This window comes from Vicinamibacterales bacterium (genome assembly GCA_036504215.1).
Taxonomy (GTDB): domain Bacteria; phylum Acidobacteriota; class Vicinamibacteria; order Vicinamibacterales; family Fen-181; genus FEN-299.
The window spans coordinates 305,326-328,764 of sequence record DASXVO010000059.1; the positions used below are offsets into that span (position 1 = coordinate 305,326).

A 23,439-nucleotide genomic window follows, 5' to 3' on the forward strand; every position below is an offset into this window, starting at 1 on the left:
GATCAGACGTCGAAGTCCAGGGCAATGTCGACTGACGGGGCCGAATGTGTCAGGGCGCCGACCGAGATCGTGTCGACGCCGGCCTCGCCGTACGCCCGGATGTTGGCCAGGGTGATCCCGCCGGACGCCTCGATCCAGCACGAGGCGCCGGCGGGCGTCGAACGAATGCGAGCGACCGCGGCTGCCACCTGCGCGGGCGGCATGTTGTCGAGCAGCACCGCGTCCACGCCGATGTCGAGGGCCTCGGAGAGCTGGTCGAGCGAGTCCACCTCGATCTGCACCGGCACGTCACGGTTGCGATGCTCCAGAACCGATCGAAGCGCGGAACCGATCCCGCCGGCGGCCGCGATGTGGTTGTCCTTGATCAGCACCGCGTCGAACAGTCCGACCCGATGGTTTCGGCCGCCGCCCATGCGCACCGCGTACTTCTCGAGTTGTCGCAGTCCAGGTGTCGTCTTGCGGGTGTCGGATACCGACGCACCCGTTCCGGCGAGGGCCTCGACATAGCGTCTCGTGACGGTCGCGATCCCGGACATCCGCTGCAGCAGGTTCAGTGCGACGCGCTCGCCGGTGAGGATTGGCCTCGCGTCACCGGCCAGGCGCAGGAGCCTCGCGCCGGCTTCAACGGCAGCACCGTCTGCCATCTCGGCCGTGGCCGCGAGGCGACCGTCGAGTTCGTGGAACACGAGACGCGCGATGTCGAGGCCGGCCACCACACACGCCTCCCGCGCCACAATCCAGGCCGTCGCGACGGCGTCCGCCGGGACGGTCCACTCGGTGGTGATGTCGCCCGTGCCGACATCCTCCGCGAGGAAACGGCGGGCCTCCTCGCGAAGCGCGGCGGGTGAGAGCGCATCGGTCGCCATGGTTTCCGGACCCCTACCCGCAGTCGAGCATCCGCTGGAGCGGCACGAGACATTGCGCCCGCAGGGTCTCCGGGAGCGTGATCTCCGGTCGCCGGTCACGCATGCAACGGTACACCTTCTCCAGCGTGTTCAGCCGCATGTGCGGGCACTCGTTGCACGCGCATTGGTTCTCGGGCGGCGCCGGGATGAATGTCTTGTCCGGGCACGCCTTCATCATCTGGTGGATGATGCCGGGCTCGGTGACGACGATGTAGGAGGAGGCGGGGCTGGCGGTCGCGTAGTTCAGGATCGAGGTCGTCGATCCGATGTGATCCGCCAGGCGCAGGATGCGCTCCTCGCACTCGGGATGCGCCAGGACGAGCGCGTCTGGATGCTCGGCTTTCAGCCGCAGCAGCCGGCGCTCGGAGAACGTCACGTGAACCGAGCACGACCCCGGCCACAAGAGCATCTCGCGGCCCGTCTTCTTGATCAGGTACCGACCGAGCTGCTGATCCGGTGCGAAGATGATCGGCCGATCGGCCGGAACCTGCCGGATGATCCGTTCGGCGTTGCTCGACGTGCAGATGATGTCGCTCAGCGCCTTCACGCCCGCGCTGCAGTTGATGTAGCTGATGACGGTGTGCCCCGGGTGCGCTCGCACGAACCGCTCGAACTCGGGCGCCGGGCAACCGTCTGCCAGGGAGCAGCCGGCGGCCAGATCGGGCAGCAGGACCTGCTTGTCCGGGTTGAGGATCTTCGCGGTCTCGGCCATGAAGTGCACGCCGCAGAAGACGATGACGTCTGCCTGCGTCTTCGCGGCCGACTGCGCGAGTGCGAGGCTGTCGCCGATGACGTCCGCGATGTCCTGGATATCGGGTTCCTGGTAGAAGTGGGCGAGGACGATCGCGTTCAACTCGCGCTTGCGCCGGGCGATCTCCTCGAACAGATCGAGCGTCGGTGAGGTACCGCCTTCATCCTTCATCCTACCGCCTTCATCCTTCAACCTACCGCCTTCATCCTTCAAAAAGTCTGTTGCTGCGGCCTGCTTGTAGTCTAACGTAAACTCGAGGACTGTTGGAGCCAGCAGCTGGAGTCCCGGAGCCGTCTTCGTGATCTTCTCGACCCGCGTGCCGTCCAATCTGACGCACAATCGGCTCACCGAGGTCGAGCTCGGCCTTCGTGCGCGCGGCGTCGCGCTCGTCGATCTCACCGAAACCAACCCGACGCGCGTCGGCCTGGCCTACCCGGACGGATTGCTCCAGCCGCTCGGCGACCCGGCATCGCTCCGATACGAGCCTCAGCCGTTCGGTCTTCCCTCGGCTCGCGAAGCGGTGGCGCGCGAGTACCGCGGACCTGGCGCCACCGTCGAGCCGGCCCGCGTCATCCTGACCGCCAGCACGAGCGAGGCCTATTCGTTCCTCTTCAAGCTCCTGTGCGAGCCCGGCGATCAGGTTCTCGTCCCGGTGCCGAGTTATCCGCTCTTCGAGTACCTGACGCGCCTCGACCTCGTCGATGTCCGGCCCTACCCGCTCGAGTACCACGGCACCTGGTCGGTGGATCTGCCGGCACTTCGATCGCTGGTGACGCCGCGGACCCGGGCGATTCTGGTCGTCTCGCCGAACAACCCGACGGGATCGGTGCTCGGTCGCGCCGATCTCGACGGCCTGGCGGGGATCTGCGCCGAGCTCGATCTGGCGCTCATCGGCGACGAGGTGTTCGCCGAGTACCTGATCGATCCACGCGCCGATATGGTCCGGGTTCTCGACCAGGAGCGGGCGCTGACCTTCAGCCTTGGCGGCTTGTCGAAGTCCGGCGGCCTGCCGCAGGTGAAGCTGGGCTGGATGATCGCGGGCGGACCCGAGGCGCTCGTCGACCGGGCGCTGGCCCGGCTCGAAATTGTCTGCGACGCGTATCTGTCCGTGTCCACGCCGGTCCAGCAGGCAGCGGGCGCACTCCTGGCCGCGTCGCGCGACGTCCGCCAGCTCATCGCGGCCAGGACTATCGAGAACCTCACGACGCTGACGCGTCTCGTCCTGGCGTACCCCGCGTGCAGCCTGCTGCGCGTCGAAGGAGGGTGGTCGGCGGTCATCCGGGTGCCGGCCACGCAGAGCGAGGAGCAACTCGTCGTCGATCTGCTCGAACACGATCACGTGCTCGCACATCCGGGCTACTTCTTCGATTTTCCGCGCGAAGCCTACGTGGTCGTCAGCCTGCTGCCGCGGCCCGACGAGTTCGGCCGCGGCGTGAGGTGCCTGCTGGCGCGCGCATGCCCATGATCAGCCCCTCCGCTCACCTCCGTGCCGGCCGCCATGCCGGCCTGCTCATCCCGTTGTTCTCGATGCCCTCGCGTCAGAGCTGGGGCATTGGCGAGATCGGTGACATCCCGCTGATGGCCGCCTGGCTCCGCGGGGCGCACCAGGACCTCCTGCAGTTGCTGCCGATCAACGAGATGGCCGTGGGGCAGCGATCGCCGTACTCGGCGATGACGGCGATGGCAATCGATCCGATCTTCATCAGCGTGCATGCGGTCGAGGAATTCCGGGCGATCGGCGGGGAGGCCGGGATGACGCCCGATTGGCGCGACCGCCTGATGGCGGCCCGCCGGGCGCCAGCCATCGACCACGCGACCGTGCGGAGCGTGAAGGCGGAAGCCCTCCGGGCCGCCTTCGCGCGGTTCAAACGCGAGCACTGGGCGCCCGCATCGTCGCGCGCGGCCGCTCTCCGCGCCTGGAGCGAGGACCAGTCGTGGTGGCTCTCCGACTACGCTTTGTATCGGGCGCTCCGCGCCGCCGACCGCGATCGGCCGTGGCTGGAGTGGCCCACGGCGCTGCGCGATCGAGAGCCGGGAGCGCTCGCACTCGCCCGCCGGGACCTGCGCGACGAGATCCTCTACCGCCAGTGGCTCCAATGGATCGCAGACACGCAGTGGTGCGAAGCCAAGGAGCTGGCGCGGCCCGTTTCGCTCATGGGCGATCTGCCCTTCATGGTCGACGGCGACAGCGCTGACGTCTGGGCCAACGCGGAGGCGTTTCGACTCGACGCGTCGGTGGGCGCGCCGCCCGACGCGTTCAGCGTGACTGGCCAGAACTGGGGGATGCCCGCGTATCGCTGGGACGTGATGCAACGCCAGGACTACCGGTGGCTGCGCGAACGCGCGCGCCGGAGCGCGGCAATCTTCGACGGCTACCGCGTCGACCATCTCGTCGGTTTCTACCGCACGTACCAATTCCCTCTGGACGGCAGCCCGGCTCACTTCTCGCCGGCCCTCGAAGATGAGCAGTTGCGCCTCGGCGAAACCGTGCTGACGATCTTCGCCGAGCCTGGCGCGCGCATCATCGCCGAGGATCTCGGCACCGTGCCGGACTTCGTGAGGGCTTCGCTCGCGCGGCTGGACGTGCCCGGCTACAAGGTCTTCCGCTGGGAGCGCCATTGGTCGAAGGATGGCCAGCCCTACCGCGATCCGGCCGCATATCCGGCCTCATCCGTGGCCACCTCCGGTACGCACGATACCGAGCCGACGGCGGCTTGGTGGGACGGCCTCGACGACGTGGAGCGCAGGAAGGTGCTCGAGGCGCCTGGAGTGGCCGAGCGCCTGGCGGCAGCGGGCGGGCGGGACGCCCGTCCCACTCAGTCATCGCAGGACACCGGATCCACGCAGGCCTTCACGCCCGCCCTGCGCGACATCTTCCTCGAAGTCCTGTTCGCGTCCGGGTCCGACTTCCTGCTCCTGCCGATCCAGGATGTGTTCGGATGGCGCGACCGCATCAACGTGCCCGGGAGCCAGGGCGACCGCAATTGGACCTGGCGCCTGCCCTGGCCAATCGACGATCTGGCGTCCCAACCGGACGCGCGTGAACGATGTCGGGCCCTCCGTGCCTGGACGGAGCGCTGCTCGCGGCAGATCACAGCTTTTGGTGCGCCGGACCGAAAACTGTAACCACCCGCTCGCGGGCCCCGGCCTGCCCTTTTTTTCGATCGCCTGAAATCTCCTGTTTTCAGTCAGCTTCGCCTTGTCTTCGCGCCTCGACCTTGGAGCCGGTCTTGCACAACGTCCGTTCGGTTCCAATGCCCGGACCTATGAACACTTCATTCTTCGACGATGGATTCGGACGACGGTCTCGCGGAACGGACGCTGACGGCGTCCAGACGGAATCACTCCGCCTGTGTCGCGAGTTGTCCGATTCCCCGACGACCGAAGCAGCGCTCGTCGAACGAGCGGGCCGCCTCGCCGGCTTCTCGCACCCGGCGTTTCCCGCGGTCAGGCGGATCGAGCGCGTGCAGGCACCGTCCGGCGGTCTTGTGATCGTCGCGGATGCCGTCGGGGGAGTGAGGCTGTCGGACGTGCTGCGTGGAGCCGAAAGGCGATGGGCCGAGCCGAACCACGACGCGGCCGTCGAAGTGGTCCGCCAGGTGACCGCCGCGATTGCGGCGCTCCATCGCCATTCACGTGACCTGGCCCACGGCGCGATCGGCCCCGAGCGAATTGTCCTCGGGCCCGACGGCAGGTCATCGGTCGTCGATGGCGTCCTCGGTCCGGCTCTCGAGGGCCTGCAGAAGGGACGCACGCCGCTCTGGACGCAGTTCCGGGTGCCCGTCCCCTCGGTCGCCGGTTTCGCGCGATTCGATCAACTGACTGACGTGATGCAGATCGGCGTGCTCGCGCTCGCGCTCGTGAGCGGCAGGCTGCTGGGCCGCGACGAGTTCCCACGCAGCCTGTTGGACCTGCTCGCACAGGCGTCGACGGCCGATCCCTTGACGGCACGTCCGGTGCTGTCGCGGTCGATGCGTTCGTGGATCACGCGGACGTTCCAGCTCGAGCCGCGTTCGTCGTTCCGCACGGCGATCGAGGCGGAGTCCGCGCTGACCGAGATCCTCGGGCGAGAGCCTGGCTGCAGGCCGTCGCCCGCCGCTGTTCGGCAGTACCTCGAGGCCTGCCTGCCCGAATCGAACGCGGCGCCGACACCGGCCGAGGACGACGGCCGCGCGGGAGCGCCGCCACGCGACGGGCGTCGCGGCGAGTCGGCCAGCGAGACCGCCCGCCAGGCCGAGCGGTTCGCGACCGTCCGGATCTTCAACGCGACGGTGCCTCATCCGAAGCCGACCGCCTCGCGCACGGTGGCGATGCTGCCGGCTGCGGCCCCCGCCGCCTCGTCAGCCCTGGACAGACGGGCCACGCGGGCGGTCAGGACCGGCGCGGTGTCTCTCGATGCCCTTCAGTCGGTCTTCCGCTGGATGGCCGGGCAGATGTCGTGGTTGAACTGGATGTCGGTACGCGCGGCGCTCCGTGTCGCCGTGGTCGCGTGCGGGCTGATGGCGCTGTTCGGCGTCACCTACCTCGGCGCACGCGGATACCTCGGGTTGTCCGGGATCGCGGGCGGCACCGGCACCCTGGTCGTCGAGTCACGACCCTCCGGCGCCAGCCTGATCGTGGATGGCTTTGCCAAGGGAGCGACTCCGGCCACGCTTCAATTGAGCGCCGGCGACCACACGATTGCGCTCCACACATCGCGCGGCACCACGCTCGTTCCAGTGACCGTCGTCGCCGGGACGCGCAAGGTCGAGCGCGTCGAGATTCGCCAGCGTGGCCGCTCTCCGAAGTCGGGATTGACGCCAGCATTGCCTGCGGCTCGACTCCAGCAGTAGCATGGTCCTTTGCGGGTCCACCGCCAAAGGAGAGTCGAGCCATGAAGCGTTTGCTGCCGCTCGTCCTGTTCGCCGCACTCCTGGCCCTGCCTGCCGCCGCGCAGACCGCACCGCCGGCCGGCGCCGCGGCGCCGAGCCCCGACGGTTTCACCAAGATCATCAAGACCTCGTTCGACGGCATCACGCGGTTCCTCGCCGCGTCGGCCGAGAAGATGCCCGAGGCGCAGTTCGGGTTCAAGCCGACGCCCGAGGTTCGGAGCTTCGGGGAGATCCTCGGCCACGTCGCGAACTCGCAGTTCAGCTACTGTGCGCGGATCAAGGGCGAGAAGAACCCGAACGAGGGCAATGACATCGAGAAGAAGACGGCCAAGGCGGACCTCGTCAAGGCGCTGAACGACTCGATCACGTACTGCTCCACGGCGTATGCCGACATGACCGACGCGAAGGCGCTCGAATTGCTGCCCGTGCCGCCCGCGCCGGCTGGCGTGGCCGCGAACCGACCCGCCCCGGCGCCGGCTCCCAAGGTCAGGCTGCTACTCGGCAACATCACCCACGACTGGGAGCACTACGGCAACCTGGTGACCTATATGCGGCTCAAGGGCATCGTGCCGCCGTCGAGCGAGCCCAGGCGCTAGCGGCGTTTGTTGGCCCAAGTAAGTTCTACACACTGCATTGACGCGATGCGGCCGTGAGCGTCCGGGCCTCGGCCGCCCGGTCGCCGCCCGGCTCGCGATCCCACAGGATTTCCGACACTCTCACGTACCGCCGCGATCGTCCGCGGCTGGCGTGTCTTTCGCTCTGATCGTGCGGCGTGAGGGAGGGCTTTCCCGTCAGCATCGCCGACCTCGTGGCGTCGGGACAGCGGCCGAGCCCGGCGGAAGCGGTCGCGGTCGTCCTCGAAATCTGTACGCAGGTCGTCTGTCACGAGCCCAGCCACGCGGTTGCGCGTCCCATCTCCTCGAAGACGACATTCCTCGACCCGAGCGGCGCCGTGATCGTCGCCGGTGGAGCGCCCGGGGAAGACGACCAGACCGTGCCCCTGCTGGGGCACCTGTTGCGTGAGATGCTCCCTGGGTACGACGGGGACGAGGCCGTGCCACCCAGGCTCCGGGAGATTGTCTCGGAGACCACGCGGGCCGGGCTGGCGTCGCGGGCAAGGTATCGCTCGGTAACCCTGCTGGCTTCGGCGCTCGCGCGCCTCGGCCCGAACCAGCGCCACGCGGCGGTTCGGGCGCTCTACGAGCGCTGTCGCACCGCGGCGGCGAGACCGGGCGAGGAGACCGGCGGCCAGCCGCGCGTTGAGACCGCACGGCCTCCGCAGCGGGGTCGCCGCCCGTCGGCTCGCCGGCGGGCGGCCACGGCGGCATTCGTCGGTGTGCCGCTCCTGATGCTCATGGGCGCTGGCGCTGCCTACTGGTGGTCCGACGAGCATCCCACGAGGCTGCCTCAGCGGCCCGGCCTCACGCGTCCCCAACTCACCGCACCGCACGGCCAACCTGGACGGGAGCTGTTGCAGGCGCCGATCCAGGCCCCGGCGCGATCCGCCCGCAGGTCATAGACGCCCCATTCGCCTTTTCGATACACTGACCCCGCATGCGTTGTCCAGCGGCCAGCCGGTTCTGTTTCGGCCTCGCTCTGCTTCTCGGCGTCTCAGGGTGTGTTCAGGACGCCGAACGGCCGCGATCCGGGCGGCCCGACATCTTCCTGGTATCGGACACCGAGACGATCGAGGGGCGGATTCCGCGCGCGGCAACGCTGGCGAGCCTGCTCCACGACGTCCGCCTGCGCGACGATCTCGTCCAGCGGATGGTCGCCCTCTCGAACGCGCTCTTCGACCCGCGACGCCTCAAGGCCGACAACCGGTACCGTCTCGAACGCACGGTGGACGGCCTGCTCCGCAGCTTCGAGTGCCAGATCGACACTGACCGGTTTCTGCGGATCGTCGGCCAGTCCGACGAGCGGCCGGTGGAGCTGAAGGCCGAGTTGGTCGCGTATCACAAGCAGCGCGCCCTCGTCTCGCTTCGCGGGGAGATCAACGAGTTCGCACCATCCCTCTTCGCGGCCATGGAAGAAGCCGGGGAAGGTCCGGACCTGTCCGTCGAACTGGCGGACATCTTCGGTGGCGAGATCGATTTCAACTCGGAACTGCAGCCAGGTGACGAGTTCAGTCTGACCTTCGAGAAGATCTATCGGGAGGGTCAGTTCTCGGGCTACGGCGGCATTCTGGCGGCCGAGTTCAGCAACAGCGGGCGGGTGCTCAGGGCGGTCCGCTATACGCTGCCCGGCGGCAAGCCCGGTTACTACGACGCCGACGGGCGGTCGTTGCGGCGGTTCTTCCTGAAATCCCCGCTGAAGTTCGCGGCGTCGGTCAGTTCCGGGTTCTCCAGGGCCCGCCAGCATCCGATCCTCCGCATCGTACGGCCGCATTTTGGCGTGGACTACCGGGCGCCAGCCGGCGCGCCGGTCGTCGCGGTGGCGAACGGGACAGTCGTGGCGGCGGGCTGGAGCGGGGAGGCCGGCCGGCTCATTCACTTGCGGCACGCCAGCGGGTACGAAACGCTCTACATGCACCTGGCATCGATCTCGGCCGGCGTGCGGGTCGGCGCGCACGTGAGCCAGGGAGACGTTATCGGCCGGGTGGGGATGACCGGCCTGGCGACCGGCCCCCACCTCGACTACCGCGTGAAGAAGGGCGGCAGCTATCTCAACCCGCTGGTCGTGCACCGGTCGCTACCGCCAGGCGAACCGATTCCCCCGGCACTTCTCGCGCAGTTCAGGACCGCACGCGACCGAGTGCTGGCGTGGCTCGTGCCCTCCACCCGGGCGGCGACGGCCGACGGCCACTGATTCGGAATCGGCCGGCCATTCAACGGCCTCGCGGGTTGGCGCGTCTTCAGGAAGACTTCACGAAGCCTCACTTGCCTAACGTCATTTGGTTCGTTAGGCTATTCAGCGGCCGTTTATTCGGCCCCGCCCCGTGTTCAGGCGTGTAACCCTCTGCGCGACCCGACGTGCGGGTCGCCCGCCGCGAGCCAACAGATGTCTACCATTCGTCCGTTCAACGCACTGAGACCACTTCCGGCAAACGTCGATCGCGTGTCGGCCGTTCCATACGACGTCGTGAACACCGAAGAAGCGCGCGCGATGGCCGCCGGCAATCCTCTGAGCTTCCTGCACGTGTCGCGCGCAGAGATCGATCTGCCCGCGGCGACGGATCCCTACTCGGATGCCGTCTACAACCGTGCGCACGCGAACTTCAACGCGCTCCGCGCGAACGCCCCGCTGGTGGTGGAGGAGACGCCCGCCGTCTACTTCTACCGTCTGAAGATGGGCGACCACTACCAGACCGGCCTGGCGGCCTGTTACTCGGTTGACGAGTACGACCGCGACTTGATCAAGAAACACGAGAAGACCCGCCGCGACAAGGAGGACGACCGGACGCGCCACATCAGCACGCTGCGGGCGCAGACGGGGCCGGTGTTCCTCACCTACCGCGCGTCGAAGAGCGTCGACGCGATGGCCGCGAAGGTGACGTCCGGAGCGCCGCTGTTCGATTTCGAATCCGCCGACAAGGTGCGCCACACGATCTGGGCAGTGACTGGCGCCGACCTCGACGCCGTGATCGAGGCCTTCGGCGAGCTGCCGTGCCTGTTCATCGCCGACGGTCACCACCGTGCGGCGAGCGCGGGCCGCACGCGGAAGTACCTCGCGGAGAAGTCGCCGGACACGAACAACGCGGAAGCGGACTGGATGCTCGCGGTGGCGTTCCCCGACAACCAGACGCAGATCCTCCCGTACAACCGCGTGGTGAAGGACCTTGCGGGTCACACGCCCGAGACGTTCCTGGCGGAGTTGAACAAGCGCGTGTCGGTGGCCGACGGCGCGGCGACCCCGACGAAGAAGGGCGATGTGTCGATGTACCTCGACGGCCGCTGGTACGCGTTGAAGCTGCGGACGCCCGCAGGCAGCAAGGACGTCGGCAGCACGCTCGACGTCAGCCTGCTGCAGGATCAGGTTCTTTCCCCGCTGCTGAACGTCGGCGACCCGCGCACCGACAAGCGGATCGATTTCGTCGGCGGGATTCGTGGCACCGGCGAGCTGGAGAAGCTCGTGAAGAGCGGCAAGGCGGCGATCGCGTTCTCGCTGTTCCCGGTCGGCGTGGACGACCTGATGCGGATCGCCGACGCCGGCGAGATCATGCCTCCCAAGTCCACGTGGTTCGAGCCCAAGCTTCGTGACGGTCTCCTAACCCATCTCATCTAACAGGACCGCGGCCGGCCGCGGACCAAGGATGCGCAGCCATGAAAGTGCTCGTAGCTGACAAGTTCGAGAAGAGCGGAATCGAGGGACTGAAGGCGACCGGGTGCGAGGTCATCTTCGAACCGGACCTCAAGGACGCGACACTGACCGAGGCGATCGGCAAGACGGGTGCTGAAGTCCTCGTCGTGCGCTCCACACAGGTCACCGAGCCGATGATCGATGCGGGCAAGCTGAAGCTGATCGTCCGCGCGGGTGCCGGGTACAACACGATCGACGTGAAGGCCGCGAGCAAGCGCGGCGTCTACGTGTCGAACTGCCCCGGCAAGAACTCGATTGCCGTCGCCGAGCTGACGTTCGGGCTGATCACGGCGCTCGATCGCCGGATTCCGGACAACGTGGCGGAGCTCGCGCGCGGCAAGTGGAACAAGAAGGAATACTCGAAGGCCAAGGGGCTCTACGGTGCCACGCTCGGCATCCTCGGCTTCGGGAAGATCGGCCAGGAAGTGGCCAAGCGCGCGATGGCGTTCGGCATGAACCTGGTGATCTGGAGCGAGATGGGCGTCACGGTGGATCGCGACGCCATCCCGGTTGACCTGCCGCTGCTGCTCCAGGTGCGTCCCGGTGCGGGCGCCCTCATCGAGGAGCGCATCACCGTCGTCAAGACACCCGGCGAAGTGGCGGAGAAGTGCGACATCCTCACGATCCACCTCGCGTCGAGCCCGCTGACCAAGAACATCGTCAACGCCGACGTGCTCGGCCGCCTGAAGCCCGGCGCGTATGTGATCAACACCGCGCGTGCGGACGTGGTGGACTACAAGGCGCTGGCGAAGGTCGTGAAGGAGAAGAACGTTCGCGCGGGCGTCGACGTGTACCCCGGCGAGCCGGCGGGCGCGACGGCCGATTTCACCACCGAGATCCTCGGCCTGCCGGGCGTGTACGGGACGCACCACATCGGAGCGTCCACCGACCAGGCCCAGGAAGCCATCGCGGCCGAGACGGTCCGCATCGTCAAGACGTTCAAGGAGACCGGCCGCGTACCGAACGTCGTGAACCTGGTGAAGAAGACCCCCGCCAGCTACACGATGATCGTGCGCCACAAGGACCAGCCCGGCGTGCTGGCGTGCGTGTTCGGCAAGCTCGGGTCCGCCGGCATCAACGCCCACGAGACCGAGAACATCGTCTTCGAGAGCGCCGAGGCGGCGATTGCCCGCGTGAACATCGACAAGGAACCGCCGGCCGACATGGTCGAATCGCTCAAGACCTGCAACGGCATCATCGAAGTGAGCGTGGTCGCCCTGTCGGCGAAGTAATCACTGTCGCGCGGGTCCCCGGACCCGCGATCTCAGGAGTTCAGCTGTATGTCCACAACCGCCCGCATCTTCAACTTCGCCGCCGGCCCCGCCGTCCTGCCGCTGCCCGCCCTCGAGGAGGCACAGCGTGATCTGGTGGCGCTGCCCGGCGTCGGCATGTCCGTCCTCGAGATCAGCCACCGCTCGAAGGTGTTCGAGGCCATCATCGGCGAGTGCGAAGCGAACATCCGGAAGCTCGCGAACATCCCCGAGAACTACCACGTGCTGTTCCTCCAGGGCGGCGCGACGACGCAGTTCTCGATGGTGCCGATGAACCTGCTCCCGGCCGGCCAGTATGCCGACTACATCGTGACCGGCGCGTGGTCGTCGAAGGCCGTGAAGGAAGCCAGGAAGGTTGGCGCCGTCAACGTGGCGTTCGACAACAAGGCCGAGAACTACCTCCGCCTGCCGAAGAAGGAAGAGGTCAAGCTCACGCCGAACTCGGCCTACGTGCACATCACGACGAACGAGACGATCCACGGCGTCGAGTTCCACAAGCTGCCGGACTATTTCGGCGACGCCACCGTCGTGGCCGACACCTCGTCGCACATGTTCAGCCGCCCGCTCGACATCCAGAAGTACGGGATGATCTACGCGGGAGCGCAGAAGAACATCGGCCCCGCCGGCGCCACGCTCGTCATCATCCGTGACGACCTGGTGAAGAAGGCCGCCGAGCGGCCGTCGTACGCCAACCTGCCGGTCATGCTGCAGTACGGCACGCACGTGCCCGAGAAGTCGCTGTACAACACGCCGCCGGTCTTCACGATCTACATGGTCGGCCTCGTGATGAAGTGGCTGGTGTCGCTCGGCGGCCTCGACGCGATCGACAAGATCAACGAGCGCAAGGCCGGCAAGCTCTACGCCGAGATCGACCGCACGGGGTTCTTCAAGGGGCACGCGGCGAAGGACTGCCGGTCGCGGATGAACGTGACGTTCCGGCTCCCGAACGAGGAGCTCGAGGCGAAGTTCGTGAAGGAGTCGAAGGCGGCCGGGCTCGACGGCCTCAAGGGCCACCGGTCGGTGGGCGGCCTGCGCGCCTCGATCTACAACGCCTTCCCCGAGGAGGGCGTGGACGCCCTCGTGTCGTTCATGAAGGAGTTCGAGAAGAAGAACGGGTAGCGGACCGACTGGTTGCGGGCCTGCCGCCTTCGCCGGACGGCTCCGGCGAGGCAGGCCGCGCCCGCGGTCGGATTCTCAGGGGCGGGTCTTCGGGCCCGCCTCTCTTCTTGTACGCCCGGGCCGGGGGGAACGCACCTGTCCCGCGAGGGCAAGTGATGGGCACGCTGCGGATCGAAAAACGATGGAGTAGAGGGACGAAGGACAGAAACGCCGGCGGAAATCATGCAGCCGTTTTGACGCCCCGACCAAGGCGATCCAGCCGCTGATAGTGGCCACGTTGCGTTGAACGTTTCTTGATTCTTGTACTACCCTTCGTACATGAGCCACACGGTCCGAGCCGTGATATACGCCAGGGCCTCGACACTCGATCGGGAGCCGGGGGATCAATCACAGGAACTTCGGCGCCAGGCTGAAGCGCGCGGTTGGACGTGATGCGAAGCGCCGTCGTGTCGAAGTCCGAAGGCATCGGCGCCACCCCGCCAGCAGGGTAGCCGCAATTGCACAGCCTCGGCGCCATCGTGGAGATCCAGCCGGAACGTGCCGCAAGCAGGCCCACGCCGGGCTCGCGGGGCGAGGGCGCAGGCCACCCGACTCGGGCGACATGTCGCGGTTGGCAGCCCGTGGTGGAAGTCGCGGCGCAGCACCGAGGGCGACGATGCGCCCAGCCGGCCAGGAGCGACGACCGAGAATATCGGGCCATATTCGAGGGAGGAGCAACGCAGCCGGGTGGGATGCAGCGTCGGCCGAATGCCGGCGGGACTTTCACCATGCTGTTAGGCCTGTCGAGCGCATGCCGTCGGCGAAAAGGCCCTCCGTACCGCAGGCTGCCGAGCAACGAGGTGTCTCACAATCCACGGCGCAACGGTCGCTGGTGTCCCAGAAGACCCTGTCGTCCGGTGCTGCCGTTCCGCCTGCTCCGTCGAACGGTCTCTATACCGGTGATCACACGAGTTGACGAGGAACCGTTCAGGTGGTGGGATGCCGCAAGTGGCGACTGCCCGAACAGGACCCGCCCGGACGTCAACTCGAGTGAGATGGAGTACCGTCACGTCGGCAAGCCGGTCTCCATCATTTCTTCACAACTTCCATGTAACCTGTCTGCGTTGGAGGTACAGGTCGATGATGAATGGACGCAGGGTCGGGATCGTGGAAGTGCTGGTGATCGCCCTGACGGGCGTGTTGATGACCACGCTCGGAGCGCAACAGGCGCCGCCGCCTCTCGCGACCGGCGCGGAGCCGCCCGCGCAAATGCGCGAGAGGGCGAACGCTTTCTTCGAGGCGCTGGCCAGCGGCGACGCCGGACGATTCGAGAAGATGGCGCAGGAGAACTTCACACCGGAAGCGCTCGCGCAACGCTCGCCCGAGAACCGGAAGCAGCTCGTTCAGCGGGTCGCCTCCGACTTCGGCAAGCTGACGCTCGCCAGCGTCGCGGTGGACGACCAGAACCCGGTGAAGATGGCCGTGACGGGCGCCACCGGCATGGAGGGGACCATCGAGTTGACGCTCGAGCCGGCACCGCCGTACCGCATCGTCAAAGTGGGGATGAGGGTCGAGGCGGGAGGCGGGCGCCGAGGTGACCCGCGTCCGGATCCCGAGCCGGCGGGCCCACCGCCGCCTGTCAACGGTGCGATGACGACCGCGCAACTCTCGCAAGCTCTCGATGGACACCTGGCGAAACTTGCAGACGCTGGAGCGTTCTCCGGAGCCGTGCTCGTCGCGAAGAACGGCACGACCGTCTACGAGAAGCCGTTCGGCCTCGCAGAGCGAGACAAGAAGGTCGCGGTCACGCCGGCGACCAGGTTCAACCTCGGATCGATCAACAAGAGCTTCACCAAGGTCGCAATCGCCCAGTTGATGGCGCAGGGCAAGGTCGCCCTGACCGACACGATCGGGAAGCTGCTGCCCGACTACCCGAACGAGAAGGCACGCGCGGCGACAATCGATCAACTGCTGCATCATCGGGCCGGCATCGCGGACTTCTTCGGCCCCGACTTCGCCAAGGCCCCGAAGTCCGGGTTCCGGTCGAACAACGACTACTTCCGCTTCGTCGCGGCCAAGCCGCTGCTCTTCGAACCGGGCGCCCGCATGCAGTACTGCAACGGCTGCTACATCGTCCTCGGTGCTATCATCGAGCGGGTTTCCGGCATGCCCTACGAGGACTACATCGCCCGGCGCGTGTTCGAGCCTGCCGGGATGAAGAGCGCGGCATTCCTTCAGACCGACCGGTCTCCCGCCGACATGGCGGTCGGCTACACACGCCGCGGGCCCGACGGACCCGTCGACCTGCACAGCAACGAACAGATGCACGGCGCCGCGGGCAGCGCTGCCGGCGGCGCCTACGCGACGGTTGCCGACCTCCTGGCGTTCGACAACGCCCTCCGGGAGAAACGGCTGATCGACGACAAGATGACCGCGTGGGTGCTCGATGTCGATGGCGTCGGTGGGGGGCGGGCCATGGGCTCGCTGGGGATTGCCGGCGGGGCGCCTGGCTGCAACGCCGTGCTCGAGTCCGACGGCACCTGGACGGTTGTCGTGCTCGAGAACGCCGACCCTCCGGCCGCCGAGCAGTTGGGCGCCGCGATATACCGGCAACTCGCGGGCGGGAACAAGGGATAGAGCCGCAGTGTCGCTGGTGCTGATCGTGGAAGACGACGAGGTGGTGGCCAACACGCTCGTGCTGTATCTCGAGCACGCCGGCCACACCGTGGCCACCGCGCGGGACGGCATCTCGGGACTGGAACGGGCCACGCAGTCGGACGTCTCCCTCGTCGTGCTCGATTGGATGCTTCCCGGACTGAACGGCTACGAGGTGTGTCGTCGCCTTCGCGCGGTGTCCAACGTGCCCATCATCATGCTGACGGCGCGGACGTCCGAGGAGGATCGCGTCCGCGGCCTCGATGGCGGCGCCGACGACTACGTGCCGAAGCCGTTCAGTCCCAGGGAAGTGGTAGCCCGCGTGCACGCGCTGCTCCGCCGCGCGGGCGACCCCGGCGCCGAGCCTGCCGAACCGACCCGCGTCGGCGACCTCGAAGTGGATCACTGGCGGCGCGAGGCCCGCCTGGCCGGCCAGGCGGTCGGGCTCACACCGACCGAGTTCCGACTGCTCGAAACGCTGGCACGGCATCCGGGTCGAACGTTCACGCGCGAAGAACTCATCGCGAGGACCTTCGGGCCCGACTACGAGGGACTCGATCGCACGGTCGACACGCACGTGACCAATCTGCGGCGGAAGCTCGAACCGCAGGGCGGACATCGCTACATCGTCACGGTTCACGGGCTCGGGTACCGCCTGGCGCTGTCCGATGACGACTAACCTCCGGACCAGGCTGCTCCTGACCGTCGGCGGCCTCGCGCTCGCCGCGCTCGTCGCGGTTGCGCTGGCCGCCCGGCAGGGCGCCCGTCAGGAATTCATCCGATTCCAGGAAACCGAACGGCGTGCCGAGTCCTCTGGACTGCCGGATCTGGCACGCGAGCTGGCACACGAACTCGACGGCCATTGCTGCGCTCCGGTGCCCATGGCGGCAATCGGGCGACGCGTGCCGGCGACGGCGCTTCTGGTCGTGACCGGCGCCGACGGCGGGTTGGTGGCGTCCGCCGGGAAGGCGGTCGCCCAACTCGAAGACCTGTCAGTTCACGTCGCGGGAGACGTCATCAGCCTCGACGCCACCCGACGCGGGGGGCGGATCGTGAACCGGATTGGCCTTCGGTTCCGGCTCAGCCCGCTGCCCGTTCGGCTTGGCGATGGCCGACCGGCCTTCCTGTTTCTGCTGCCACTCCCGGACGAGCAACGAGATCGAAATGCGAGCGCGTTTCTCGGCTCGCTCGATCGACGTCTGCTCGTGGCGACGGCGGTCGTGGCCGTGCTTGCCGTGTTCCTGACCTGGCTGCTGGCCCGGGGAGTCGTTCGCCCGCTGCAGGAGTTGCGTGCAGCGACGGGGGCCCTGGCGCGCGGCCACCGCTCGCATCGCGTGGTGCCTCGGGGCAGCCGTGAGACCCGAGATCTCGCCGCGTCGTTCAACGACATGGCGTCGGCACTCGAGCGCGAGCACCAACTGCGGCAGGATCTCGTGAACGACGTGGCCCACGAGCTTCGCACGCCTCTCACGGCTCTCCGCTGCCGCCTCGAGACCGTGCTCGATGGCCTCTCGCCCGATCCCGCCGCGGCCATTCGCGACCTGCACGAGGAAGTGCTCCACCTCGGCCGCCTGGTTGACGACCTCCAGGAACTGGCCACCGCGGAGGCACGCGAACTCAGGTTGCAGATCCAGGACGTCGGCGTCGATGCGGTCGTACGGTCGGCGGTGCGGGCGGCTGGTCTCGACGAGGACAGCCGCGTGCGCCTTCTTCTCGCACCAGGCCTCGTCGCCCGCGCGGACGCCGCCCGTCTCCGGCAGGTCGTGTTGAACCTGCTCACCAACGCCGTCCGCCACACGCCCCAGACCGGGCGCATCGAGGTTCGAAGCCGCGCCGACGGCAGCGAGGCGGCGATCGAGGTTGAGAACACCGGCAGCCATCTCGACGAGGACCAGCTGAAGAGGATCTTCGATCGCTTCTATCGTGCGGATCCGGCTCGCCAGCGCGTGACCGGCGGCTCGGGGCTCGGCCTGGCGATCGTGAAGCATCTCGTCGAGGCACAGGGCGGCCGGGTCCGGGCCGCGAGCGGCCGGGACACTGTCACGGTTGGCATCGCCCTGCCCGCGGCGCGCGAGTAGCCGCACGAGCGCGTCCTGCCTCTCCTCGCGACGGACCGTAGTTCTTGCAGCCGGCCCCGAAGCTCGTCAGAATGGGCACGCGACACGGTTCAGGGGACTGGCGCTCATGTCTCAACCAGGGCAGACAGCGCGCGATCGCGCTGAAGATTTTCTGACGATCGCCGCCGAATTCCACCTCGGCGACCTCCTCACCGAATCGTCACATCCGCGTTCGGCCGGTCTCTGCGGCGTCGCACGAGAGAACGCGGCGGCGGGTCTTGGCGTGCTCTTCGACGTGGACCGCGACGTGGTGGAGACGTACGACACGTGGTCGCGATCGAATCAGCCGGAACAGATCGTCCAGGAACTCCTCGGGGCTCTCCTGGGCGGCGGCCGCGTGTTCTTCACGGGCTGCGGCGCCACCGGCCGTCTCAGCATTCAACTCGACGCCGCCTGGCGCGCGTTCTGGCAGGAGCGGCGCGCGTGCGGCCGGGCCACACCCAGTCCCGACCGCTGGGAGAATCGTACCCGCAGCGTGATGGCCGGGGGTGACTACGCGCTGATCAAGTCGGTGGAGGGGTTCGAGGATTTCGCCCCGTTCGGTCGCAAGCAGATTGGCGACCTCGGCGTGAAAACCGGCGACGTCGTCTTCGCAATCACGGAGGGCGGCGAGACATCATTCGTCATCGGCACGGCCTGGCAGGGGCTGGATGCCGGCGCTCGCGTCTTCTTCGTCTACAACAACCCCGATGACCTGCTGCGTGCGCACGTCCGCCGAAGCCGTGAGGTGCTGGACGAGGCGCGCATCCAGAAGGTGAACCTGACGACCGGGCCGATGGCCATCACCGGATCGACGCGCATGCAGGCGACGAGCATCCAGCTCGCGGTGATGCTGACGATCCTCGAGATGGTGCTGCGGGAGATCCTGGCCCGGGAAGGCGCGCTCGATGCGGGTTTCGGCGCCGCCGGCCAGGTCCCGGGCGCGGTACGGGCGGCGCTCGCAGACGTCAACGCGGAACTGGCCAGCGCCCGGGTGCGGGAGGCCCTCGGGCGCATCGTCGAGACCGAAGAGCGGGTCTACCGGTCTGGCGCGCGCACGTCGTACTTCGCGGATTCGCTCGGCATCGATGTTCTCACCGACACCACCGAGCGAAGCCCGACGTTCTGCACGCCGTCGTTCCGCAAGTGGGACGATCACGATGCGTCCGAGTCGTGGGCGTTTCTCTTCACTCCGGTCGAGTCCACCGGCGAGGCGTGGACACGCCTGCTTCGCAGGCCGCCGCAGACGATCGAGTGGAGCGATCGGGACCTGGCGGCCCTTCTCGACGCGGAGGCCGCGGTTCGGCAGAAAGCCGTCGTTCGGGAGATCGGCTGCCGCGAACTGATGCGGTTCCGCATTGGCCTGGACGGACTCGTCCAGCGTCCGACACGACCGCAGGACGCCGTGCTCGCAGTCGTGTGCGAACGCGACATGGTGCTGATGGGCGATGCCGACTCGACATTGTCGTCCAGGCTGGCGGAGGCCCGCGAGGTCGGTGCCGCGGCCCTGCTCGTCGCGATCGGTCGCGCGGCCTTTCTCGAGGAACTCGAGCGGTCAGCGGCGTTTCAGTTGGCTGGTTTGACGGTGACGCTTCGCATTCCCGACGGCCGGTTCCTGCTCGACCCGCTCACCCGCGTGGGAGCCAAGATGCTGCTGAACGCGCTATCCACCTGCACGATGGTGCGGCTGGGGCGCGTCATCGGCAATCGAATGATCTGGGTGGTGCCGAGCAACCTGAAGCTGATTGACCGGTCCGCGCGCTATATCCGCGACCTGGCCAACGTGAGCTACGAACGGGCGTGCGAGGCGCTGTTCGAGGTCATCGACTTCATCGAGCCGCGTCGCCGTGCGGGGAAGGCCTACCCGCCGCCCGTCGGTGTTGCCACGATGTGTCTGCGTCACGGCCTCGACCTCGAGGCCGCTGAGGCGCGCCTGCACGAAGAATTGGCGTGACCGAACCCTCGACGTCGCGGCGGCTCACGCCCTGATCTTCTTCCGGGCTGTCGGGCGCGCGGGCGTCTTGCTCGTCGCGGCGGCCGCGCGGCGCCGAGCCCCGGCGGTGCGGCGGCGCCCCGCCTCGTACTGGCTGACGTACTCGTCCACCGACACGCTGCCAATCGTTTCTTCGATGACCTCGATGGGCACATCCTCCAGCGTGCGGAAGCGGAGACACGCTTTGCCCTTGTCGAGTTTCTTGCCGGCCTTCCTGAAGCCGCTTTGCAGCGCCTTCTCGGCGGCCGGGTTCATGTAGACGGACATCAGGTGGAGCGCGACATAGCCCTTCTGAGAAGCGAGCGCCGCGTAGCAGAGCGGCTGACCGTTGTAGGTCTTCGGATAGCGGCTGAGCGGGATGGCATAGCTGATCATGCCGTAGCCCATCGACTCACGGTAGCCCTTCGGCAGGCTCCGGACGATGGCGTTCCTGAGCGCGGCCACAAACTCGCGGCGCTCCGGGGACAATTCGGCCAGGTACTCCTTCACGTTCGCCGCTGTACTCTTCGCCATCAGCGCCTCCACTGGCCCTTCAACGGATCCCGCCCGAATCGAACGTGCCAGCCAACTGGATGGACATCCCGGTTCGGACCGCTGTCGCGTGTGACGGTGGAAGCATCTTAACAGAAAGAAAAGGCCGCCCGTCCCGAAGGACGAGCGGCCGAGCGATCACGAGGCGGGCACGGCCTGCCTACTTCTTGACGAACTTCTTCACGAACTGGCCAACCGTCTGGTCGAGATTCGGCGTGCCGATCTCCTGCAACTGGTAGGTGACGCGCACGGTGGGCTTCTTGATCTTGATGATCCGGTTCAGATCAATCGGGGTGCCGATCACGACCACGTCGCACGGAACCTTGTTGATCGTCTCTTCCAGGTCCCTCACCTGGCCGGCTCCATATCCCATCGCGGGCAGCAGCGTGCCGATGCCGGTGTACTTCTTGAAAGTGTCGGTGATCGACCGGACCGTGTACGGACGCGGGTCGACGAGTTCTCGGGCGCCGTACTTGTTGGCCGCCACCACGCCGGCGCCGATCTTCATCTCACCGTGCGTGAGCGTCGGGCCGTCCTCGACCACCAGGGCGCGCTTGCCGGTCAGGCGTTCGGGGTGGTCGATGAAGATGGGCGACGCGGCATCGATCATCACCGCCTTCGCATTGACCTTGCGGATGTTCGCGCGCAACTGATCGACGGCCTTCGGCTCCGCGCTGTCGATCTTGTTGATGATCACGATGTCGGCCATCCGGAGGTTGGCCTCGGCCGGGTAGTAGCTCAGTTCGTTTCCGACCCGCAGCGGATCGGCCACGACGATCGCGAGATCCGGCCTGTAGAACGGCATGTCGTTGTTGCCGCCGTCCCACAAGATGACGTCCGCTTCGGCCTGCGCCTGCTCGAGGATGGCGCCGTAGTCCACACCGGCGTAGATGATGATGCCCTCGACGATGTGCGGCTCGTACTCCTCCATCTCCTCGATCGTGCACTTGTGCTTCTTGAGGTCGGCGAGGCTGCCGTACCGCTGGACCTTCTGCTTCTCGAGGTCGCCGTAGGGCATCGGATGCCGGATCGCCGCCACCTTGAGGCCGTGCGACTGCAGCAGGTGCGCCACGCGCCGGCTGGTCTGGCTCTTGCCCGATCCCGTCCGAACCGCGCACACCGAAATCACCGGCTTCGTGCTCTTGATCATCGTCGGCTGCGCGCCGAGGAGCTTGAAGTGGGCGCCGGCGGCATTCACGACCGAGCCGCGGCTCATCACGTAGTTGTAGGCGACGTCGCTGTACGCGAAAACCACTTCCTCGATCTGGTGCTTGCGGATGAGCTTTTCCAGCTCGTTCTCGGCGACGATCGGAATGCCCTTCGGATAGAGCGTCCCCGCGAGCGATGCCGGGTACTTGCGGCCGTCGATGTTCGGAATCTGGGTGGCGGTGAAGGCAACCACGTCGTACCGCTCGTTGTCGCGGTACACAGTATTGAAGTTGTGGAAGTCGCGCCCCGCGGCTCCCATGATGACGGTCTTGATCCGATGCATGCGGTTCCTCTCTGAGAGTGAAGTAGGAGTCAGGAGCCAGGATTCAGGAGCGAGGTACGCGACGAATTCCGAATCCCGATGCCCGATTCCCTTGTGATGACGCCGTAATGACCTTCTCGATACGCTCGATCGCCCAGTCGATATCCTCTCTTCCTTCAGCCTCTCGCAGCCGGGACGCGCAGGCCCGCTCGATGTAGTCCTGCACCTGCATCGAGCGGATCTCCTTCACTGACCGTCCCACAACATGGTGAGCAGCGCCATCCGGACGTACAACCCGTTTGTCGCCTGCCGGAAGTACATCGCGCGCGGATCGGCATCAACAGCCTTGTCGATCTCGACCGTGCGCGGAAGCGGATGCAGGATCAGGGCATCTCGCTTCATGGTCTGGAGGACGGTGCTATCTATCGTATAGCGTCCATGTGCGCCACGATCGGCCATTCGCTCCGGCCTGATCCGCGTCTGGTAGACCACATCCACCTGCGGCAGCACCTTGCCGGCTTCCCGCTCCAGCGCGAACCAGACGTCGTGCTCGTCGAGGTGCTCGAGGATGTCCGCCTTCATCTGCATCTCGGGCGGACTGACGAAGTAGATCTTCACCCGCTCGAACTTGCTCAGAAGGTAGGCGAGCGATCGCGCCGTGCGCCCGCGATCCAGCTCGCCGATGAACGCGATGCTCAGCCCCTCGATCGGCCGCTCGCGGTAGATGGTGTAGAGGTCGAGCAGCGCCTGTGTCGGATGCTGGCCGCCGTTGCCGTCGCCGGCGTTGATCACCGGCACCGCCGAGACCTGTGCTGCCCGGCGCGCGCCGCCCGCCTGCGTGTGGCGGATGACGATCACGTCCGAGTAGCCGCCGATGATCCGGATCGTGTCCTCGAGCTGTTCGCCCTCCACCTCGGACGAGAAGAACCCCGCCTGCTCGGTGGACAGCACGCGACCGCCCAGCCGGTACATGGCAGCCTCGAACGAGAAGCGGGTCCGCGTGGACGGCTGGTAGAACAGCGACGCCATGATCTTGCGCTGGTAGTCGAGGGTCCCGCCGCGCGCGGCCACCTTCTCCATCTGGCGCGTGCGGTCGAACAGCTCCATCAGAAGCGGCACGGTGAACTGCTGCGACTCGACGACGTGGTCAAGCTTCATGGCGGTCTTTCAGGCTCCTGAACCCGGGCTCCTGACTCCTGGCTTCCCTGACGGCACGATGTGCGTGCCCGCCTCCCCGTGCACGGCAGCCCGAAGGTAGTTGTACGACGTGATGATGACTTCCTTCCCGCCGTTCCTCATGAACCGGAGCGCCGACTCGATCTTCGGCCCCATGTTCCCCGGTGGGAACTGGCCGGCCGCCTGGTAGGCCTCCATCTCCGCGACGGTCGCGCGGTCGATCGCGCGCTGCGTTGGCTTCCGGTAGTCGGTGTACACCTTGTCCGCGTCGGTCGAGATGATGAAGTAGTCCACAACCAGTCGGCTGGCAACCAGCGCCGAG

19 protein-coding genes are annotated in these 23,439 nt (G+C 67.2%); 13 read left to right on the forward strand and 6 right to left on the reverse strand.

Annotation, left to right across the window (positions count from 1 at the left end):
- Positions 1-2 precede the first annotated feature (2 nt).
- Positions 3-866, reverse strand: coding sequence for a carboxylating nicotinate-nucleotide diphosphorylase (gene nadC, locus VGK32_18285; protein HEY3383717.1), 864 nt, complete (start codon positions 864-866; stop codon positions 3-5).
- Between the two features lie 13 nt (positions 867-879).
- Positions 880-1,827 carry a quinolinate synthase NadA gene (nadA, locus tag VGK32_18290; GenBank protein ID HEY3383718.1) on the reverse strand — a complete coding sequence of 316 codons (948 nt, stop codon included), beginning with the start codon at positions 1,825-1,827 and terminating at the stop codon, positions 880-882.
- Positions 1,828-1,954: 127 nt separating this feature from the next.
- On the opposite strand from nadA, the gene VGK32_18295 reads away from it, so the two are divergent.
- From VGK32_18295 to VGK32_18355, 13 genes are all read left to right on the forward strand, one after another.
- Positions 1,955-3,121: a pyridoxal phosphate-dependent aminotransferase gene (locus tag VGK32_18295; GenBank protein HEY3383719.1), complete on the forward strand. Its 1,167-nt coding sequence runs from the start codon at positions 1,955-1,957 to the stop codon at positions 3,119-3,121.
- Entirely contained in the window at positions 3,112-4,782 is a 1,671-nt protein-coding gene (gene malQ, locus VGK32_18300; protein HEY3383720.1) for a 4-alpha-glucanotransferase, read from the forward strand. The genes VGK32_18295 and malQ overlap by 10 nt, the downstream gene beginning before the upstream one ends.
- 140 nt (positions 4,783-4,922) lie before the next feature.
- Entirely contained in the window at positions 4,923-6,488 is a 1,566-nt protein-coding gene (locus VGK32_18305; GenBank protein ID HEY3383721.1) for a PEGA domain-containing protein, read from the forward strand.
- A gap of 41 nt (positions 6,489-6,529) precedes the next feature.
- A complete protein-coding gene (locus VGK32_18310) occupies positions 6,530-7,123 on the forward strand; it encodes a DinB family protein (protein ID HEY3383722.1) in 594 nt (197 codons plus the stop codon).
- A gap of 176 nt (positions 7,124-7,299) precedes the next feature.
- Positions 7,300-8,046 carry a hypothetical protein gene (locus tag VGK32_18315; protein ID HEY3383723.1) on the forward strand — a complete coding sequence of 249 codons (747 nt, stop codon included), beginning with the start codon at positions 7,300-7,302 and terminating at the stop codon, positions 8,044-8,046.
- Between the two features lie 35 nt (positions 8,047-8,081).
- The gene (locus VGK32_18320; protein ID HEY3383724.1) at positions 8,082-9,335 is read left to right on the forward strand and encodes a M23 family metallopeptidase; all 1,254 of its coding nucleotides are present in this window, start codon (positions 8,082-8,084) and stop codon (positions 9,333-9,335) included.
- Positions 9,336-9,527: 192 nt separating this feature from the next.
- Entirely contained in the window at positions 9,528-10,751 is a 1,224-nt protein-coding gene (locus VGK32_18325; GenBank protein ID HEY3383725.1) for a DUF1015 family protein, read from the forward strand.
- 38 nt (positions 10,752-10,789) lie between these two features.
- Positions 10,790-12,058, forward strand: coding sequence for an NAD(P)-dependent oxidoreductase (locus VGK32_18330; protein HEY3383726.1), 1,269 nt, complete (start codon positions 10,790-10,792; stop codon positions 12,056-12,058).
- Positions 12,059-12,106: 48 nt separating this feature from the next.
- Positions 12,107-13,216, forward strand: a complete 1,110-nt coding sequence (gene serC / locus VGK32_18335; protein HEY3383727.1) for a 3-phosphoserine/phosphohydroxythreonine transaminase — start codon at positions 12,107-12,109, stop codon at positions 13,214-13,216.
- Between the two features lie 1,119 nt (positions 13,217-14,335).
- Positions 14,336-15,832, forward strand: coding sequence for a serine hydrolase domain-containing protein (locus VGK32_18340; protein ID HEY3383728.1), 1,497 nt, complete (start codon positions 14,336-14,338; stop codon positions 15,830-15,832).
- 7 nt (positions 15,833-15,839) lie between these two features.
- Positions 15,840-16,529: a response regulator transcription factor gene (locus tag VGK32_18345; protein ID HEY3383729.1), complete on the forward strand. Its 690-nt coding sequence runs from the start codon at positions 15,840-15,842 to the stop codon at positions 16,527-16,529.
- Positions 16,519-17,928, forward strand: coding sequence for an ATP-binding protein (locus tag VGK32_18350; protein HEY3383730.1), 1,410 nt, complete (start codon positions 16,519-16,521; stop codon positions 17,926-17,928). Before VGK32_18345 ends, VGK32_18350 begins: the two co-directional genes overlap by 11 nt.
- A 106-nt stretch (positions 17,929-18,034) precedes the next feature.
- Entirely contained in the window at positions 18,035-19,900 is a 1,866-nt protein-coding gene (locus tag VGK32_18355) for a hypothetical protein (GenBank protein ID HEY3383731.1), read from the forward strand.
- 24 nt (positions 19,901-19,924) lie between these two features.
- Here the strand turns inward: VGK32_18355 and VGK32_18360 are convergent, their stop codons facing one another.
- The 4 genes from VGK32_18360 to VGK32_18375 all read right to left on the reverse strand — a co-directional run.
- A complete protein-coding gene (locus VGK32_18360) occupies positions 19,925-20,452 on the reverse strand; it encodes a DUF1801 domain-containing protein (GenBank protein ID HEY3383732.1) in 528 nt (175 codons plus the stop codon).
- A gap of 178 nt (positions 20,453-20,630) precedes the next feature.
- Positions 20,631-21,962: a cyclic 2,3-diphosphoglycerate synthase gene (locus VGK32_18365; protein ID HEY3383733.1), complete on the reverse strand. Its 1,332-nt coding sequence runs from the start codon at positions 21,960-21,962 to the stop codon at positions 20,631-20,633.
- A 225-nt stretch (positions 21,963-22,187) separates the two neighbouring features.
- Complete coding sequence (gene pyrB, locus VGK32_18370; GenBank protein ID HEY3383734.1) at positions 22,188-23,099, reverse strand: aspartate carbamoyltransferase; 912 nt, start codon at positions 23,097-23,099, stop codon at positions 22,188-22,190.
- A 9-nt stretch (positions 23,100-23,108) separates the two neighbouring features.
- Positions 23,109-23,439: hypothetical protein (locus VGK32_18375; GenBank protein ID HEY3383735.1), on the reverse strand; the 331-nt coding region annotated here is incomplete at its 5' end.

Excerpts from the sequence above, each read along its gene's own strand:
- VGK32_18340 (HEY3383728.1), top strand. The coding sequence starts at position 14,336 with ATGATGAATGGACGCAGGGTCGGGATCGTGGAAGTGCTGGTGATCGCC.
- VGK32_18320 (HEY3383724.1), top strand. The coding sequence starts at position 8,082 with ATGCGTTGTCCAGCGGCCAGCCGGTTCTGTTTCGGCCTCGCTCTGCTT.
- nadC (HEY3383717.1), bottom strand. The coding sequence starts at position 866 with ATGGCGACCGATGCGCTCTCACCCGCCGCGCTTCGCGAGGAGGCCCGC.
- VGK32_18355 (HEY3383731.1), top strand. The coding sequence starts at position 18,035 with ATGTCTCAACCAGGGCAGACAGCGCGCGATCGCGCTGAAGATTTTCTG.
- nadA (HEY3383718.1), bottom strand. The coding sequence starts at position 1,827 with ATGAAGGATGAAGGCGGTACCTCACCGACGCTCGATCTGTTCGAGGAG.
- VGK32_18305 (HEY3383721.1), top strand. The coding sequence starts at position 4,923 with ATGAACACTTCATTCTTCGACGATGGATTCGGACGACGGTCTCGCGGA.
- serC (HEY3383727.1), top strand. The coding sequence starts at position 12,107 with ATGTCCACAACCGCCCGCATCTTCAACTTCGCCGCCGGCCCCGCCGTC.
- VGK32_18325 (HEY3383725.1), top strand. The coding sequence starts at position 9,528 with ATGTCTACCATTCGTCCGTTCAACGCACTGAGACCACTTCCGGCAAAC.
- VGK32_18350 (HEY3383730.1), top strand. The coding sequence starts at position 16,519 with ATGACGACTAACCTCCGGACCAGGCTGCTCCTGACCGTCGGCGGCCTC.
- VGK32_18330 (HEY3383726.1), top strand. The coding sequence starts at position 10,790 with ATGAAAGTGCTCGTAGCTGACAAGTTCGAGAAGAGCGGAATCGAGGGA.
- VGK32_18365 (HEY3383733.1), bottom strand. The coding sequence starts at position 21,962 with ATGCATCGGATCAAGACCGTCATCATGGGAGCCGCGGGGCGCGACTTC.
- pyrB (HEY3383734.1), bottom strand. The coding sequence starts at position 23,099 with ATGAAGCTTGACCACGTCGTCGAGTCGCAGCAGTTCACCGTGCCGCTT.
- VGK32_18360 (HEY3383732.1), bottom strand. The coding sequence starts at position 20,452 with ATGGCGAAGAGTACAGCGGCGAACGTGAAGGAGTACCTGGCCGAATTG.
- malQ (HEY3383720.1), top strand. The coding sequence starts at position 3,112 with ATGCCCATGATCAGCCCCTCCGCTCACCTCCGTGCCGGCCGCCATGCC.
- VGK32_18310 (HEY3383722.1), top strand. The coding sequence starts at position 6,530 with ATGAAGCGTTTGCTGCCGCTCGTCCTGTTCGCCGCACTCCTGGCCCTG.